Raw genomic sequence first — 16273 nt, forward strand, 5'->3', positions numbered from 1 at the left:
GGCGCCCCGAGGGCGCCGTTTTTTTATGCCGTCACTCTTTCCACAGGCGCAGTTTGTCGTCATCGGCAGACGGCGGCGCACTGCCTTTCGGTAACGATAACGCATACCAGTCCACTCGCCGGGTCAAAAACATCAGAATGCTCAGCGCCAGCGCCAGCACACCGGTCCCTAACAGCAGCGCGCTGTCCTCGGAGTGCAGCAGAAACCACATCACCCCATCCAGCAGCAGCAGCGCGGCGACAAACAGCAGGCTGTTGCGCCATCCCCTGAGCACCGCCTGGAGGTAGATCCCATTCATCACCGCGCCGCACAGACTGGCGGCCAGCCAGGCGGCGGTAAAGCCAATGTGCTCCGAAAGCGCCAGCAGCACCAGGTAAAACAGCACCAGCGATAAGCCCACCAGCAAATATTGCATCGGATGCAGGGGTCGATGGGTCAGGCTCTCGAAAGCGAAAAAGGCCATAAACGTCAGCCCGATTAACAGGATGGCATATTTTGTCGCCCGATCGGTTAGCTGGTACTGGTCGGCAAGCGACATGACATCGGCACTGAACGCCGGTAAGCGCGACCACGGGATCTCCATATCATCCTTGAAATAGCTGCCCATATCATTGGCGAACCAGCTGCTTTGCCAGTGGGCGCGATAGCCGGCAGCATTCACTTCGCGTTTCGTTGGCAGGAAGCTGCCGAGAAAGCCGGGATGCGGCCAGTTACTGGTCAGCTGCAGCTCGCTGTTGCGCCCGAGCGGCGCCAGTGAAAATGCGCCCGTCCCGTTCAGATCGAGCGAAAAAGCAATCTCAAGCGGCTTGTTGTCCTCCGCCAGCGCAGGCATCGGCATATGGATGCCCGCCCCATCGCCGCTGATCCCCAGCCCTGGTTCCACGCTTAATACGCTGCCGTTAACCTTCGGGGCGTGGATGGCGCCAATGCCGCGGGCATCGCCGACGCTCACCACCAGCCGCGGTTGGCCCAGGGTGATATGCGTTTTTCGCAGCGACGCCAGACGCAGCGGATCGAAGGTGGCCTTAATCTGCAGGGCGTTATGCCATACCTGCCCGCTGTAGATGCCCACCCTTCTCGACTCCACGGTCTGTTTGCCGGTGACCGCCAGCGACTCCGGCAGCCAGTAGTACACCCAGCTACGCTGATAGGCGACCTCTTTTTGGTTCTCCCTGCGGGTCAGCGTCTCGGTTACCGGAATAGCGATCAGCGGCCCGGCGAGTTTTTGCGAACCGCTGGTGCTCTGCTCAATGGCGTCCACTACCTCGCTGCGATAATCAGCCCGCTCATTGATGAGCTCCCTGACCATCATTAAAGGTAGAGATAACAGCACAATACAGCCTATTAGCGTGGTGATTTTCCAGAATAACGGTGATTTCAACATAGCTTTCTCCCTATCGTGATGGCCTCACCATAGGGCGGCTGTGTGGGGAGAATTTGAAGCTATGTGAAGGGACGGTGAAGTCTCAGCGTAGCGACCACGCCGCCTTCGGGCCGATTGCGCAGACGGATATCGCCATGATGCAGGCGCGCCACTTCACGAACGAAGGCCAGCCCAAGGCCGCTGCTCTTGTGGCCGTCTTCACGCGGCAGCGAGTAGAACCGCTCAAAGATCCGCGTCAGGGCATAGTCCGGAATACCGCATCCGTTATCCGTTACGCTCAGTTGCACCTCTGCATTTCGTTTCTCTACCCCCAGGGCGATCTCGCCGCCCTGGGGGGTAAAATCAATCGCGTTGTCGAGCAGATTACCCAGCGCCTGGGCCAGCAGTTCGCCATCGCCATTGACCAGCATCCCACTCGCCTGCCAGCGCAGAGTAATGGCTTTCGCCGCCAGGGCGATGTCGCGCTCCTCCGCCAGGCGTTGGTATAGCGCATCTATCGACACCGGCTGTAGCTTTATCTCCAGCCGGCTTTCCAGTCGCGCCTGCTGGAGTAACCGCTCCACCAGCAGCTGCATGCGGGTGTTCTGCGCAAGGATATTCTCAGTAAACCGCGCCGCCACCGCAGGCGGCGGCCCTTCGCGCAGAATCTCCGCCGCACCGCGAATAGCCGCCAGCGGACTTTTCAGCTCGTGCGTCAGGTCATAGACATAGTTTTCGATGGCGTTTTTGCCTTCGAGCTTCACCCGCATGCTCTCCAGCGCCTGGGCCAGCTTACGCAGTTCGCTGCTGCCGACCTCCGGCAACGGCAGCGGGCGGTCAGCGGTCACGGAGTCCGCATAGCGCACCAGCTTACCGATAGAGAAATTGATCCACCAGACGACGCCGCAGCCGATCAACAGCGCAATGCCCAGCAGGGCGCCGCCGGCCCAGAGGATCCGCCGCTCGCTGCGCTTAATGACCGGCGTCATCGCCAGGTTGGGTTTACCGACGCTCAGCACGCCGATAATCCGCCCCTTATCCATCACCGGCGCGGCGATATACATCACCGAGCTGGCTTCATCATGCGGATCGCTGCGCGAACTGCGCGCGCCGTACTGCCCGCGCAGGGTGAGCCAGACGTCGTTCCAGCGTGAATAGTCCTGCCCTGTCGCCTCTCCACTGGAGTCAAACACGACCTTGCCCCGGGCATCGGTCAGATAGACGCGGTACTCATTACGCACCTTTTTAATTCCGCCAATGTTGGCGTTTAGCCGCTGCTGGTTGAGCTGTTGAAAGGCCTGCGCCAGCCTGCCCTGCTGCGGGTTTGCCGCCAGCAGGTCCTCACGCGCCAGCGCCGCCAGCAGGGTGGCGGTATCGTTGAGGGTCCCCTCCGTCGCCCGGCGCACGCCCGGCTTCACTTCCTGGACAAAGATCGACAGTACAAACCACGCGGCGATCGCGACGATAAGGAAATAGCCCAGCAGCAGGCGCATGCCGATGCGCATCAGCTGCGCCCCAGGCTGTAGCCCATCCCGCGATGGGTATTGATTGGCGACAAATCAGGATTCACGGCCCGCAGTTTAGCGCGCAGGGTTTTGATGTGGGTGTCGACGGTGCGGTCGAGGCTTTCCCAGGCATCGCTCCATACCCGCTCCATCAGCTGCTGACGGGAGAAAACGCGACCGGGCGCGTGAAGCAAAGTTTTCAACAGCAGAAATTCATAGCGCGTCAGGTTCAGGGGCTGGCCGAACCAGCTTATCGACGCCGCCTGCTCGTCAAGCACAAACTCGCCGACGCGAACTACCGACGAAGGCGCGGCAAATTTTTGCAGCCGTCGCAGCACGCTGCGCACCCGCGCGCAAACTTCGCGCGGCGAAAACGGCTTGGCGATGTAATCGTCAGCGCCGATTTCCAGCCCCAGCAGCTTATCGACCTCATCGCTCCGCGCCGTGAGAAACAGCACCGGCAGCGCCGGAAAGCGCGTCAGCAGGCGCCGACAGAGCTCGAAGCCGCTGATATCCGGCAAGCCAACGTCGAGGATGGCGACATCGGGCGCCAGATGCGCCGCCGCCTCCAGCGCGGGCAACCCGCGGTCGAAGACGGTGACCTGGAAGCCCTCCTGCTGGAGCATATAAACCAGGGTATCGGCAATACTCTGTTCATCCTCAACTAACCAAATCCGTGGCTGCTGCATGCGCGCTCCCGTTTATTTATTCCAGGGCATAATCGGCACGGCGCTGATGGCGTTCTTCGGCGAACCATCAACTACTTTATCCGAATAGGTCAGGTAGACCAGCGCATTGCGTTTCGCATCATAGAAGCGAACGACCTGTAGCTTTTTAAATACTAACGAGGTGCGCTTCTGGAACACCACGTCACCCTGGCTTTTGCCATTTTTGATTTTGTCCGTCAGCTCAATCGGCCCGACCTGCTGGCAGGAGATGGCCGCGTCGGAGGTATCCTCCGCCAGCCCCAGGCCGCCTTTGATCCCGCCGGTTTTCGCCCGGCTGATATAGCAGGTCACGTTCTGTACATCCGGATCGTCAAAGGCTTCGACGACAATTTTGTGATCCGGTCCTAACCATTTGAAGACCGTATCCACGGAACCAATCTGCTCCGCCTGAGCAATCTGACAGCCGGCCAGCAACAGCAGGCCCATCGCAAACTTCTTGTATTTCATATTGTTACCATTATTAAAAAATATAGCTAAGTGATTATCACGGACCTAGCAGAAAAGGTTTATAGATCACAGCTTTACAAAATTATCGTTCAGATCCACTGACCTACCGCATTTAAAAGCAAAAAAAACACTGAATGCTAAAACATCAAAAAATGCTATTATCCGCTACTTTAATATCAGGCACCTGTGTTTAAGGATGGGGACATTTTATGGATCAAGCAGGGATTATTCGCGATCTCCTTAGCTGGCTGGAAGGTCACCTGGATCAGCCGCTTTCTCTGGACAATGTGGCGGCGAAGGCAGGTTATTCCAAGTGGCATCTGCAGCGAATGTTTAAGGATGTCACCGGCCACGCTATCGGTGCCTATATTCGCGCGCGCCGGTTGTCGAAATCAGCTGTCGCATTACGCCTTACCGCCCGTCCAATCCTTGATATTGCGCTGCAGTACCGTTTCGACTCCCAGCAGACCTTCACCCGTGCGTTCAAGAAGCAATTCTCGCTGACGCCGGCTCTCTACCGCCGCTCGCCGGACTGGAGCTCGTTCGGTATGCGTCCGCCGCTACGTCTTGGCGAGTTTACCCTGCCGAAACATGAATTTGTCGCCCTACCCACGACTCAACTGCTCGGTGTGACTCAGAGCTATACCTGTAAGCTGGAGGAAATCTCCGACTTCCGCAACCAGATGCGGGTCCAGTTCTGGCGAGATTTCCTCGGCAACTCGCCGTCGATCCCCCCGGTGCTCTACGGGCTGCATGAACCGCGTCCGAGCCTGGAGAAAGACGATGAGCAGGAAGTGTTCTATACCACCGCGCTGACGCCGGAGATGGCTAACGGCCACCTGCAGAACGCCCATCCGGTGACGCTGGAGGGCGGCGAGTATGTCATGTTTACGTATGAAGGGCTGGGTACCGGCCTGCAGGAATTCATCCTGACGGTCTACGGCACCTGCATGCCGATGCTGAACCTGACGCGCCGCAAGGGGCTGGATATTGAACGCTTCTATCCTGAAGATGAAAGCCGGGATCAGGCCACGCCGATTCAGTTGCGCTGCGAGTATCTGATCCCGATCCGCCGTTAACGCTGCAGCTCGTCCATCGCGGGGGCGTCAAGATGCGAGACGTCGCCCGCCGTTTCCACCACCCAGCCGGAAGCCAGCCACGGGCTTTGCTGATAATCGACGCGCGAGATCGAGCAGTTGCGCAGGCGCAGACGACGCTCTGCGTATGCCGGCAGCCCTAAAATCGTACTCACCAGGCAGCCCAGCGCGATACCATGACTCACCAGCAGCGGTCGACTACCGGCCGGTAATTCCAGACAGGCGGCCAGCGCCGCATGCATACGTTCGCTAAGCTCCTGCATCGATTCGCCCTGCGGAATGCGACCATCCGGCGTGCCGTTGACCAACTGGCGGCGCCAGCCCTCTTCTTCTTCGCTGAGCGAGTCAATATGGCGCTTCTCCAGCACTCCCATATCCAGCTCGCGCAGGCGCGCATCAGCGATCACGCTGCAGCCGCAGGCTTCGGCGATAATCTCTGCTGTGCGACGGGTTCGCCCCAGATCGCTGGTAATGATATGGGTGATCCCCAGCGTTCTGGCGCGCTCGCCAACCTGCCAGGCCTGGCGCTCACCGTGTGCGGTCAGCGGGCTGTCGGACTGACCCTGAATACGTCGCTCGGCGTTCCACTGCGTTTCACCGTGGCGAACAAGGTATACCTGTAACATGCTTTTTTTCCGTTCTGAACTCGTTATCGACCGCTTGCGGGCATTACCGACTGCCCTGGGGGTGATTTAGAGTATACTGCGATGACGTTAGTTTATTCTGAGTTGTTTTGATTATGCACCATGTTGTCTCAGCGACCACTAATCCCGCCAAAATTCAGGCAATTCTGCAGGCTTTTGACGAGATTTTCGGCGAAGGATCCTGCCACATTGAGTCCGTCTCCGTCGAGAGCGGCGTGCCGGAACAGCCCTTCGGCAGCGAGGAAACGCGCGCTGGCGCACGAAATCGCGTCGCCAATGCGCGCCTTGCCCAGCCCCATGCCGATTTCTGGGTCGCCATCGAAGCCGGAATTGACGATGACAGTACCTTTAGCTGGGTGGTCATCGAAAGCGCCAGCCAGCGCGGAGAAGCGCGCTCAGCCACGCTGCCGTTGCCTGACGTTATTCTTGAGCAGGTTCGCGCTGGCGAAGCCCTCGGGCCGGTCATGTCGCAGTATACCGGCATCGATCAGATTGGTCGTAAAGAGGGAGCGATTGGGGTTTTCACCGGCGGCAAATTAACCCGCAGCAGCGTTTACCATCAGGCGGTCGTGCTGGCGTTAAGCCCGTTCCACAACGCTATTTATCGCTAGCCAACAGCGTCTGCTCCAGCCACTGGCGCAGCTCAACCGGCGCCGACTTCAGGCTGTTGGACCCGCGGGTAATGGTCGCAATGCCGGCACCGAGCTCATTTTTCAGCTCGCGCTGGCTCATCTCACCGCGCAGCAGCTCTTCGATAATGCGCACCCGAGTCCCCAGCGCTTCACGCTCATCAGGGGTCAGCATGAGCTGCAGCAACGGTAGATGCAGATCCTGCGCATAGGCCTGCTGTAGCAGCGCCACAAAGCGCAGCCACTCCTGATGACGTTGTTCGGCAACGGCCGCGGAATAGGGAGATTGTTGGGTCATATCGCGCCACCATATTGAGACGGGCAGCTTACGCTGCCCGTCGAATGTACTCATCAACGAGTACAAAGCATAACATACTTCCCGGCGATCAGTAACGCTGCCGCCACTCCGCATCGCTGAAGAGCTTATCCTGCTGACCCATAAAGTAGCGATAGTAGGCGTCATAGGAGAGGACATTCTTCACGTAGCCGCGTGTTTCCGAGAACGGAATACTCTCGACAAACGCCACGGCGTCGATCCGTCCGGCGCTGTTCCCCTGCCAGGTGCGTACCCGACCCGGCCCGGCGTTATAGGCCGCCGAGGCGTAGATGCGGTTATTACCGAACTGCTGGTAAACGTACTGCAGATAGCTGGTGCCGATGTTGATGTTGGTTTCCGGATCCAACAGCTGCGACGGGCCGCTGTAGCCGGGAATGCTGAACATGCTGACGGTATGCGTCGCGGTGCCCGGCATAATCTGCATCAGCCCGCTGGCGCCGACCGGCGAGCGCACTTTCGGGTTCCAGGCGCTCTCCTGGCGGGCAATCGCCATCGCGTAGCTCTGCGGAATATCTTTACCGCTGATATAGCGGGCAAACAGATCGTTATAGGCCAGCGGAAAGCGCTCCTCCAGCTGATCCCACAGTTTTCCGGCGATCGTCGCCTGCACGCTCAGATCCCACCAGTGTTGATCAAAAGCGTAACGCGCGAGCTGCGCCTGCTGGGATTTACTACGGCTGGTGACCAGGTTCGCCCATTCAGTGCGCGCGGTGTTATCCATATTCCAGTACATCAGCTCACGCACCCGGGCCATCTCCGGACCGGAGGCCAGCGCCGGATCGAGCGTGCCAATCGCTTTATCAATGCGGAAGGTATACTCCTCGCCGAGACGCTGCGCAGCAACCATCGGGTAGAAACCCCGCTGCTGCATCAACGACCGGAGGATCGCCTGCGCCTCCTCGTCCCTGCCGCGCTCCAGCAACAGGTCCGCCTGCCAGTAGCGCCATTCGTCTTTCTCTTTCGCCTCCATCGGCAGGCGCGCCAGCCAGGTATTCAGACCATGGCGATCGCCCGTCCCCAGCGCCATCCGTACCCGCCGCTCCACCAGCGGCGTGGACTGCGAGCGCATAATCGCATCGTCGCGCCAGATGGCCTGCTCTTCGGTCACATCGTTCCCCATCAGGCGCCAGGCGACAATATCGCGTAGCTCCTGGGTCTGATCCTCATTGAGCTGCTGGGCCTGCACCAGCGAAGGGATCATCAAACGGGCATTTTCCACATCCTGACGGGCGACGCTGGCGAAAGCGACGGCGGCCATCTGGCGGGTAAAGTCCGTCGCCCCGGTGGTGCGGGCAAAGGTCAGAACGCTGTTAGGATCGTTAGCCAGGGCGACCACGGCGCTGGCGATGCTCTGGTAGTTGGCAGGCATCTGCTGGGCCAGCGATTTCACCAACCCAATATTGCCGGCCTTCATCGCCAGGCGGATCCGTTCGAGATAGGCCAGCGGATCCTGTTGGCCGGAGTCGCGCCAGGCGCTGAACAGCGGTTCACAGGCGCCGGGCTGGTTCTTGCCCGTCAGCCAGAGCGCTTTCGCTCCGCTCCAGGCCTCCTGCGACTGACCCACGCTCAGTTTGGCGTAGTAGTAGTTGCACTGCGCCTCGGTGCTGGTCGGCTTATCGGGGCTAAACGCCAGCAAGCCGCGCCAGTCGCTGCGCCGGGCCAGTTCATTCACGAAACGCGAACGTAATGAACGCGCCGGGGGCAGCGTCGGGTTGGCGTCAATAAAGTTTTTCACCACCAGCGCCGGCTGGTTCATCAGATCGTCGGTAATCTGCCGGTACTGCAAATAGGGATACAGGGGATAGGTGCTTAACGTGGGCATCAGCTGGTCAACCACATCCATCTGCCGGTTATCCCACGCCTGCTTAATTTGTGCGTAGCGGCTGCGCTGTTCATCCAGTGAATCCGCATGCGCCAGCTGACTCAACGCCAACAGACCAACGCTGGCAGCCAAAAGATGCCACGCCATTTTTTTGGCTTTTTCCACAAGCTCTTCCTCTTTCAGGTGCATTTTCGCAGCATCGTGCCGCTTAAAAGCCCCTGCCGGTTCGGCAGGCGGCTTTACTTATGCTAATCAGACAACGCTAAACGCGCCATGTCCTGAACATTTTTTTACGCTTCTGTGAATCCTGTCGCCTCGCTGGGATTAGCGCGCGAAAAAGGCTACACTTCGGCTTTGAACTATCTATCAAAATAGAAAGAGGCGAAGTCCAACGTGGCTCAATTCGTTTATACCATGCATCGTGTCGGCAAAGTGGTTCCGCCGAAACGTCATATTTTGAAAAATATCTCCCTCAGCTTTTTCCCTGGCGCGAAAATCGGTGTGCTCGGTCTGAACGGCGCCGGTAAATCTACCCTGCTGCGCATCATGGCCGGTATCGACACCGAGATCGAAGGTGAAGCGCGTCCGCAGCCCGGCATTAAAATTGGCTACCTGCCGCAGGAGCCGCAGCTCAACCCGGAGCACACCGTGCGCGAGTCCGTGGAAGAAGCGGTCGCCGAAGTGGTTAACGCGCTGAAGGGTCTGGACGAAGTCTATGCCAAATACGCCGAGCCGGATGCGGACTTCGATAAGCTTGCCGCACAGCAAGGCAAGTTCGAAGAGATTATCCAGGCGCACGACGGCCACAACCTGAACGTGCAGCTGGAGCGCGCGGCCGACGCCCTGCGCCTGCCGGACTGGGATGCGAAAATCGCTAATCTTTCCGGTGGTGAACGCCGCCGCGTCGCGCTGTGCCGCCTGCTGCTGGAAAAACCGGATATGCTGCTGCTCGACGAACCGACTAACCACCTCGACGCCGAGTCCGTCGCCTGGCTGGAACGCTTCCTGCACGACTTCGAAGGCACCGTGGTGGCGATTACCCACGACCGTTACTTCCTCGATAACGTCGCCGGCTGGATCCTCGAACTTGACCGCGGCGAAGGTATTCCGTGGGAAGGCAACTACTCCTCCTGGCTGGAGCAGAAAGATCAGCGTCTGGCGCAGGAAGCTTCTCAGGAAGCCGCACGTCGCAAATCCATCGAGAAAGAGCTCGAGTGGGTACGCCAGGGCGCGAAAGGCCGTCAGTCTAAGGGCAAAGCCCGTCTGGCGCGCTTTGAAGAGCTTAACAACGTTGAATACCAGAAACGTAACGAGACCAACGAACTGTTCATTCCGCCAGGCCCGCGTCTGGGCGATAAAGTTCTGGAAGTCAGCCATCTGCGCAAATCCTACGGCGACCGCGTGCTGATCGACGATCTGAGCTTCTCGGTACCGAAAGGCGCTATCGTCGGCATCATCGGTCCGAACGGCGCGGGTAAATCCACCCTCTTCCGCATGATGTCTGGCCAGGAACAGCCAGATTCCGGCACCATCACCCTGGGTGAAACCGTTAAGCTGGCTTCCGTCGATCAGTTCCGCGACGCGATGGACAACAGCAAAACCGTGTGGGAAGAAGTGTCCGGCGGCCTGGATATCATGAAGATCGGCAACACCGAAATGCCGAGCCGCGCCTACGTGGGCCGCTTTAACTTCAAAGGCGTCGACCAGGGTAAACGCGTTGGCGAGCTGTCCGGCGGTGAACGCGGTCGTCTGCACCTGGCGAAGCTGCTGCAGGTCGGCGGTAACGTCCTGCTGCTCGATGAACCGACCAACGACCTGGATATCGAAACCCTGCGCGCGCTGGAAAACGCCCTGCTGGAGTTCCCGGGCTGCGCGATGGTTATCTCGCACGACCGCTGGTTCCTTGACCGTATTGCCACCCACATTCTGGATTACCAGGATGAAGGTAAGGTGGAGTTCTTCGAAGGTAACTTTACCGAGTACGAAGAGTACAAGAAACGTACTCTCGGCGCCGACGCGCTGGAGCCGAAGCGAATCAAGTACAAACGTATCTCAAAATAAAATGCAAAAAGGCAACGCAAGTTGCCTTTTTTAATGTTTGTTCCCTCTCCCTGTGGGAGAGGGCCGGGGTGAGGGCAAGGTAAAAGTAAAAAGGCAACGCAAGTTGCCTTTTTTAGGGTTTGCTCCCTCTCCCACCGGGAGAGGGCCGGGGTGAGGGCAACAGCCCGCAGAGGATCTACCCCTGCTCCCCCATCAGCTGCTTCACCAGCTCGACGCAGCGCAGGAAGCGCGTATCATAGTCCGACTCCTTAACATGGACGAACTCGATCTCATTCTCTTTCAGCAGCGACACCAGCAGCGACTGAAACTCTTTACGATCCACCGAACTCCCAAGACTGCGTAACCCATCAGCCACCCACGGGGTGTTGTTCTCCAGCAGGATCACCAGGTCAAAGCGGTATTCATCAATCAGCGCCTGCACGAACGGGTGCTCACGCCCCTCGTACTTCAGACAGAACGCCTGAGTACTGACGAAGTCGGTATCGATAAATGCCACCTTGTTGGCATATTTCACTGCGAAATCAATATACTGGGCATGCCCGAGGGCAATTTTATCGTAATCAGAATACTGGAGCGCCATCTCATCGCCGCCGAGATGCGAAAAGACATAATCCCGGCCATATTCCCAGGCGCTGGTAGTATTGAAGATATTGGCGAGCTTATTGACCAGCGTTGATTTACCGCTCGACTCGCCGCCGAGGATCGCCACCGTCCGCACAAAGAACGGTTTCACTTCCGTCGGAATATATTCCCAGTAGCGGAACGGGTTCTCGCGGATCTGGCCGCCGCTAATATTCATAAAGGTCCGCTTAGGATCGATAAGCACCGTCTCGATCCCCAGATGCTCAAGGTACTGCGGCGCATCGGCCTCTTCCGAGGTATAGATCCGGTTCGGCTCGATCCCTTTTTCGCTCATAAAAGCGCGGATCCCATGACTCCACACATCCCAGCCGTGCGGATAGGGCTCCATCCCCTCTTCATTGAACGCATGGATGCGAATATTCTTCTGATATTTAAAGGTCTGTAGCAGCCAGCGCAGGCGGTCAGGCACCGTTGGCTGCTGCGACATGGCGCTCTCTTCAAACAGCTCGCGGTCGCGAGTATCGTCGTAGCCCATGATGATATGCAGCTCATCGACCTGGCTACAGGCGCGTTGAATCAAATAGATGTGCCCGGTATGCAGCGGGTAAAACTTACCAAACACCACGCCGACGCTTTTCTGTCGGCGGGGAAACTCCAGCCCGAGGAAGCGATGCAGCGCTTCAAGCTTCTGCGCGCTCGGGCTTTTGATTTTGGCGTTCAACAGCTGGCTGAGATACCCCTTGGTCATCCCGCTGGCTTCCGCCACCTGCTGCAGGGTACAGCCTTTCTGCTTTATGGCGCTTTTTAAATAGTCAAATGACGACATCGCTAATCTCCTTTTAACTTATTATAAGTCGTCAAAAACGCTTAGCGCGTCTGAAAGCTTTTTCACACCAAAGATTTGCATGCCTTCCGGCACTTTTTTCGGCACATTGGCCGCCGGGACGATGGCGCGGCGGAAGCCATGCTTCGCTGCTTCGGAGATACGCTCCTGACCGCTCGGCACCGGGCGAATTTCGCCGGCCAGCCCCACTTCGCCAAAGACCACCAGGTCCTGCGGCAGCGGGCGATCGCGCAGGCTGGAGACCATCGCCAGCAGTAGCGCCAGATCGGCGCTGGTTTCCGTGACCTTCACCCCGCCGACCACGTTGACGAAAACGTCCTGATCGGCCATCTGCAGGCCGCCGTGGCGATGCAGCACCGCCAGCAGGATCGCCAGACGGTTCTGTTCCAGCCCCACCGCCACACGGCGCGGGTTGGACATCATCGAGTGATCCACCAGCGCCTGGATCTCCACCAGCAGCGGGCGGGTCCCTTCCCAGACCACCATCACCGAGCTGCCGGAGGTGATTTCATCTCCCCGGCTGAGGAAGATAGCGGACGGGTTGCTGACTTCGCGCAGCCCCTGCTCGGTCATGGCGAAAACGCCCAGCTCATTCACCGCGCCAAAGCGGTTTTTGTGGCTGCGCAGAGTGCGGAAACGGGAGTCGGCATCACCGTCCAGCAGCACCGAGCAGTCAATACAGTGCTCCAGCACCTTCGGGCCGGCCAGCGAACCGTCTTTGGTGACGTGGCCGACCATAACGATCGCCACGCCGCGAGTTTTGGCAAAGCGCGTCAGATAGGCCGCCGTTTCACGTACCTGGGCGACGCTGCCCGGCGACGACTGAACGTCGGCCATATGCATCACCTGGATTGAGTCGATCACCATCAGCTGCGGTTTTTCTTCATCGGCAATCTGACAGATCTGCTCAATGCTGGTTTCCGAGAGCATGTTCAGGTTCGCCGTCGGCAGCCCAAGGCGATGGGCGCGCATCGCCACCTGCTGAAGGGACTCCTCCCCGGTGACGTACAGCGTTTTCATCCCTTCCGCCAGCTTGCACAAAGTCTGCAGCAGCAGGGTCGATTTCCCCGCGCCGGGGTTGCCGCCAATCAGGATCGCGCTGCCCGGCACCACGCCGCCGCCGAGTACGCGATCGAACTCTTTAAACCCGGTGGAGAAACGCGGCAGCGCTTCCAGGCTGATGTCTGACAGCTTCTGCACCTTCGAGACGCCGGCGTTACCGGCGTAGCCTGACAAACGCTCGTTTCTCGCCACCTGCGGCGACGCGGCGATGCGCATCTCGGTGATGGTATTCCAGGCATGGCAGGCGCTGCATTGCCCCTGCCACCGCGGATAATCCGCACCACATTCATTACAGACAAATGCGCGTTTTGGAGCTTTCGCCACGTTTACCTCTTACTTTTGGTTCATGCTGCCCGAGAGAATACAGAATACCCCCATCAGGTCAGCGTGGCGGATAGTCACTTCCGCCTGTTCATTCACTTTAGGCTTCGCATGATACGCGATGCCAAGCCCGGCAGCCTTAATCATCGGCAGGTCGTTGGCGCCATCGCCGATGGCCACGGTCTGCGCCGTTGGGATCTCATACTTTTCCGCCAGCTTGCGCAGCGTATTGGCTTTGTATTTGGCATCGACGATATCGCCGAGCACGTTGCCGGTAAGCTTACCGTCGCGGATCTCCAGTTCGTTGGCGAACACCGCGTCGAGATGCAGTTTGTCGCGCAGATACTCCGCAAAGAAGGTAAAGCCGCCGGAGGCGATCGCCACCTTCCAGCCCAGCGTTTCCAGCTTGAGCACCAGCTGCGCCAGGCCCGGCATCAGCGGTAGCGCGTCGCGAACCTGCAGCAGAATGTTGGCATCGGCGTCTTTTAGTGTCGCCACGCGCTGGCGCAGGCTGGCGGTGAAGTCCAGCTCGCCACGCATCGCCCGCTCGGTCACTTCTGACACCAGCTCGCCGGTGCCGGCCAGTTTCGCGATCTCATCGATGCATTCAATTTGGATCGCCGTGGAGTCCATATCCATCACCAGCAGCCCTGGGGTGCGCAGATGGGGAATTTTACCCAATGGCGCGACGTCCAGCCCCGCCTCATGCGCCAGTCGCGTCGCACGCGGGGTAAGCGAGCCCGCCAGGCGGATCACCTGGTAATCCTCGACCACCCAGGAGGCGACGATCACTAACGCGGCGCCCAGCTCGCGCTGCCACGCCGTCAGACGGCGTTTATCCAGCCCACGTCCGTACAGCAGCCAACCGCTGCGCCCGGCGTGATAATCCAGCGGCATGACCTCGTCACCGCTCAGGGAAAGCGGCAACCCAGGCCACAGGGAAACGTCTTCAGGCAGGTCGCACCAGGTCAAACTGTTAGGCATTACGGCTCCACATCTCTTCATTCAGGCGAGGAAAATAACGCATGAGGCTACCTTGTAACCAGCGCTTCTGGCAACATTAAGCTGCAAATTTTCAAAGGTGGAATATGGTTCGCGCAAAACTGAAATTCCGGCTGCATCGTGCGGTCATTGTCCTTATCTGTCTCGCCCTGCTCGTCGCGCTGATGCAGGGCGCCTCGTGGTTCAGTCAGAACAGTCAGAAACAACGCAATCCGCAGCTGGAAGAGCTGGCCCGCACGCTGGCGCAGCAGGTGGTGCTGAATCTCGCGCCGCTGATGCGCAGCGAGACGCCTGACGAGAAGCGCATCCATCAGCTGTTGACGCAGCTCACCCACAACAGCCGCGTACTTGACGCCGGGGTATATGACGAACAGGGCGACCTGGTGGCGCGCTCTGGCGAAAGCGTCGAGGTTCGCGACCGGCTGGCGCTGGATGGTAAGAAAGCCGGCGGCTACTTCAACCAGCAGATTGTCGAACCGGTGCCGGGAAAAAATGGCCCGCTGGGCTATCTGCGTCTGACCCTCGATACCCATACTCTGGCGACCGAGGCGAAGCAGGTGGATAATACCACCAATATCTTACGCCTGATGCTGTTGCTGTCCCTGGCCATCGGCGTGGTACTGACCCGCACGCTGCTGCAGGGCAAACGCACCCGCTGGCAGCAATCGCCCTTCCTGCTCACCGCCAACAAGCCGGTTGAGGATGAAGACGATGAAAAGAAAGGAAATCTATAATGTCCACACTGCGCCTCCTGCTTTCTGACTCTTACGACCCGTGGTTCAACCTGGCGGTCGAGGAGTGCATTTTCCGCCAGATGCCCGCCACCCAGCGGGTGCTGTTCCTGTGGCGCAATGCCGATACCGTGGTCATCGGCCGCGCGCAGAACCCGTGGAAGGAGTGTAATACCCGCCGAATGGAAGAAGATCATGTGCGGCTGGCCCGTCGCAGCAGCGGCGGCGGCGCGGTGTTCCACGACCTCGGCAATACCTGCTTTACCTTTATGGCTGGCAAACCGGAGTACGACAAAACCGTCTCCACCGCTATTGTGCTGGCGGCGCTCAATTCACTCGGCGTAACCGCCGAAGCCTCCGGGCGCAACGATCTGGTGGTCAAAACCGACAGCGGCGACCGCAAAGTCTCCGGCTCCGCCTATCGTGAAACCATGGACCGCGGTTTTCACCACGGCACCCTGCTGCTCAACGCCGATTTAAGCCGTCTTGCCAACTACCTCAACCCGGACCAGAAAAAGCTGCAGGCTAAAGGCATTACCTCGGTGCGCGGGCGAGTGGCGAATCTGGTTGAGCTACTGCCGGGCATTACCCATCAGCAAGTTTGCGAGGCGATCCAGGAGGCGTTCTTCAGCCATTACGGCGAACGGGTAGACGCCGAGGTGATCTCCCCGGACAACACGCCGGACCTGCCGAACTTTGCCGACACTTTCGCTCGCCAGAGCAGCTGGGAGTGGAACTTCGGCCAGGCGCCCGCCTTTTCCCACCTGCTGGACGAGCGCTTCCCCTGGGGCGGCGTCGAGCTGCATTTTGACGTTGAGAAAGGACATATCACCCGCGCGCAGGCCTTTACCGATAGCCTGAATCCGGCGCCGCTGGAGGCGCTGGCGGCACGCTTAGTCGGCTGTCAGTATCGGGCTGAGGTTTTGCAGCAGCAGTGTGAGGCGCTGGTCGGCGATTTCCCGGAGCAAGAAGCGGAACTGAAAGAACTGTCGGCATGGATTGCCGGCGCGGTGCGCTGATAAAAAAAGCCGGATGGCGGTTACGCCTTATCCGGCCTACAGATTTGACTCAAGCCCGGTAAACAAAGCGCTACCGGGG

General features: G+C 59.0%; 15 protein-coding genes. 5 read left to right on the top strand and 10 right to left on the bottom strand.

The genetic code is table 11. From position 1 onward, the window contains the following. Positions 1-31: 31 nt before the first annotated feature. Genes creD through creA form a run of 4 tightly spaced genes read right to left on the bottom strand, consistent with a single transcriptional unit; the run spans position 32 to position 4043 of the window. Positions 32-1384: a cell envelope integrity protein CreD gene (gene creD, locus ABLV64_RS19685; protein ID WP_217325122.1), complete on the bottom strand. Its 1353-nt coding sequence runs from the start codon at positions 1382-1384 to the stop codon at positions 32-34. Positions 1385-1443: 59 nt separating this feature from the next. Next, a complete protein-coding gene (creC, locus tag ABLV64_RS19690; protein WP_017901225.1) occupies positions 1444-2868 on the bottom strand; it encodes a two-component system sensor histidine kinase CreC in 1425 nt (474 codons plus the stop codon). Further along, positions 2868-3557 (bottom strand): two-component system response regulator CreB, encoded by a 690-nt coding sequence (gene creB / locus ABLV64_RS19695; protein WP_217325124.1) that lies wholly within the window; start codon positions 3555-3557, stop codon positions 2868-2870. The genes creC and creB overlap by 1 nt, the downstream gene beginning before the upstream one ends. 12 nt (positions 3558-3569) lie before the next feature. Then, positions 3570-4043 (bottom strand): protein CreA, encoded by a 474-nt coding sequence (creA, locus tag ABLV64_RS19700; protein ID WP_004204218.1) that lies wholly within the window; start codon positions 4041-4043, stop codon positions 3570-3572. A gap of 209 nt (positions 4044-4252) precedes the next feature. On the opposite strand from creA, the gene robA reads away from it, so the two are divergent. Continuing rightward, complete coding sequence (gene robA / locus ABLV64_RS19705) at positions 4253-5122, top strand: MDR efflux pump AcrAB transcriptional activator RobA (RefSeq protein WP_004204217.1); 870 nt, start codon at positions 4253-4255, stop codon at positions 5120-5122. Here the strand turns inward: robA and gpmB are convergent. Then, the gene (gene gpmB / locus ABLV64_RS19710; RefSeq protein ID WP_004204216.1) at positions 5119-5766 is read right to left on the bottom strand and encodes a 2,3-diphosphoglycerate-dependent phosphoglycerate mutase GpmB; all 648 of its coding nucleotides are present in this window, start codon (positions 5764-5766) and stop codon (positions 5119-5121) included. The two genes, robA and gpmB, sit on opposite strands and share 4 nt — an antisense overlap. A gap of 113 nt (positions 5767-5879) precedes the next feature. Between gpmB and yjjX the strand changes: the two genes are divergently transcribed. Continuing rightward, entirely contained in the window at positions 5880-6395 is a 516-nt protein-coding gene (yjjX, locus tag ABLV64_RS19715) for an inosine/xanthosine triphosphatase (RefSeq protein WP_004204215.1), read from the top strand. Here the strand turns inward: yjjX and trpR are convergent. Together trpR and sltY are read right to left on the bottom strand one after the other, a co-directional pair. Then, entirely contained in the window at positions 6382-6711 is a 330-nt protein-coding gene (gene trpR, locus ABLV64_RS19720; protein WP_004204213.1) for a trp operon repressor, read from the bottom strand. The genes yjjX and trpR overlap by 14 nt on opposite strands. An 88-nt stretch (positions 6712-6799) precedes the next feature. Continuing rightward, complete coding sequence (sltY, locus tag ABLV64_RS19725; RefSeq protein ID WP_004204212.1) at positions 6800-8737, bottom strand: murein transglycosylase; 1938 nt, start codon at positions 8735-8737, stop codon at positions 6800-6802. Positions 8738-8965: 228 nt separating this feature from the next. On the opposite strand from sltY, the gene ettA reads away from it, so the two are divergent. Beyond that, a complete protein-coding gene (gene ettA / locus ABLV64_RS19730; protein WP_004204211.1) occupies positions 8966-10633 on the top strand; it encodes an energy-dependent translational throttle protein EttA in 1668 nt (555 codons plus the stop codon). 175 nt (positions 10634-10808) lie between these two features. Here the strand turns inward: ettA and nadR are convergent, their stop codons facing one another. The 3 genes from nadR to serB are packed head-to-tail and all read right to left on the bottom strand — an operon-like array spanning position 10809 to position 14426. After that, a complete protein-coding gene (gene nadR, locus ABLV64_RS19735; RefSeq protein ID WP_004886547.1) occupies positions 10809-12041 on the bottom strand; it encodes a multifunctional transcriptional regulator/nicotinamide-nucleotide adenylyltransferase/ribosylnicotinamide kinase NadR in 1233 nt (410 codons plus the stop codon). 21 nt (positions 12042-12062) lie between these two features. Then, entirely contained in the window at positions 12063-13445 is a 1383-nt protein-coding gene (gene radA, locus ABLV64_RS19740) for a DNA repair protein RadA (RefSeq protein ID WP_002887800.1), read from the bottom strand. A gap of 9 nt (positions 13446-13454) precedes the next feature. Next, positions 13455-14426, bottom strand: coding sequence for a phosphoserine phosphatase (gene serB / locus ABLV64_RS19745; RefSeq protein WP_004886545.1), 972 nt, complete (start codon positions 14424-14426; stop codon positions 13455-13457). A gap of 104 nt (positions 14427-14530) precedes the next feature. Between serB and ABLV64_RS19750 the strand changes: the two genes are divergently transcribed. Continuing rightward, on the top strand, positions 14531-15178 hold the full coding sequence (locus tag ABLV64_RS19750) for a YtjB family periplasmic protein (protein WP_017901229.1): 648 nt from the start codon (positions 14531-14533) through the stop codon (positions 15176-15178). Beyond that, complete coding sequence (lplA, locus tag ABLV64_RS19755) at positions 15178-16194, top strand: lipoate--protein ligase LplA (RefSeq protein WP_043522288.1); 1017 nt, start codon at positions 15178-15180, stop codon at positions 16192-16194. The genes ABLV64_RS19750 and lplA overlap by 1 nt, the downstream gene beginning before the upstream one ends. Positions 16195-16273 lie beyond the last annotated feature (79 nt).

The sequence above is a fragment of the Klebsiella sp. JB_Kp031 genome (assembly GCF_040064295.1).
In the GTDB taxonomy this organism is placed as follows: domain Bacteria; phylum Pseudomonadota; class Gammaproteobacteria; order Enterobacterales; family Enterobacteriaceae; genus Klebsiella; species Klebsiella quasipneumoniae.

Bases quoted from the DNA above. Each gene is read 5' to 3' on its own strand.
- ABLV64_RS19750 (WP_017901229.1), top strand. From the start codon at position 14,531: ATGGTTCGCGCAAAACTGAAATTCCGGCTGCATCGTGCGGTCATTGTC.
- yjjX (WP_004204215.1), top strand. From the start codon at position 5,880: ATGCACCATGTTGTCTCAGCGACCACTAATCCCGCCAAAATTCAGGCA.
- robA (WP_004204217.1), top strand. From the start codon at position 4,253: ATGGATCAAGCAGGGATTATTCGCGATCTCCTTAGCTGGCTGGAAGGT.
- trpR (WP_004204213.1), bottom strand. From the start codon at position 6,711: ATGACCCAACAATCTCCCTATTCCGCGGCCGTTGCCGAACAACGTCAT.
- serB (WP_004886545.1), bottom strand. From the start codon at position 14,426: ATGCCTAACAGTTTGACCTGGTGCGACCTGCCTGAAGACGTTTCCCTG.
- nadR (WP_004886547.1), bottom strand. From the start codon at position 12,041: ATGTCGTCATTTGACTATTTAAAAAGCGCCATAAAGCAGAAAGGCTGT.
- creB (WP_217325124.1), bottom strand. From the start codon at position 3,557: ATGCAGCAGCCACGGATTTGGTTAGTTGAGGATGAACAGAGTATTGCC.
- gpmB (WP_004204216.1), bottom strand. From the start codon at position 5,766: ATGTTACAGGTATACCTTGTTCGCCACGGTGAAACGCAGTGGAACGCC.
- creD (WP_217325122.1), bottom strand. From the start codon at position 1,384: ATGTTGAAATCACCGTTATTCTGGAAAATCACCACGCTAATAGGCTGT.
- lplA (WP_043522288.1), top strand. From the start codon at position 15,178: ATGTCCACACTGCGCCTCCTGCTTTCTGACTCTTACGACCCGTGGTTC.
- creC (WP_017901225.1), bottom strand. From the start codon at position 2,868: ATGCGCATCGGCATGCGCCTGCTGCTGGGCTATTTCCTTATCGTCGCG.
- creA (WP_004204218.1), bottom strand. From the start codon at position 4,043: ATGAAATACAAGAAGTTTGCGATGGGCCTGCTGTTGCTGGCCGGCTGT.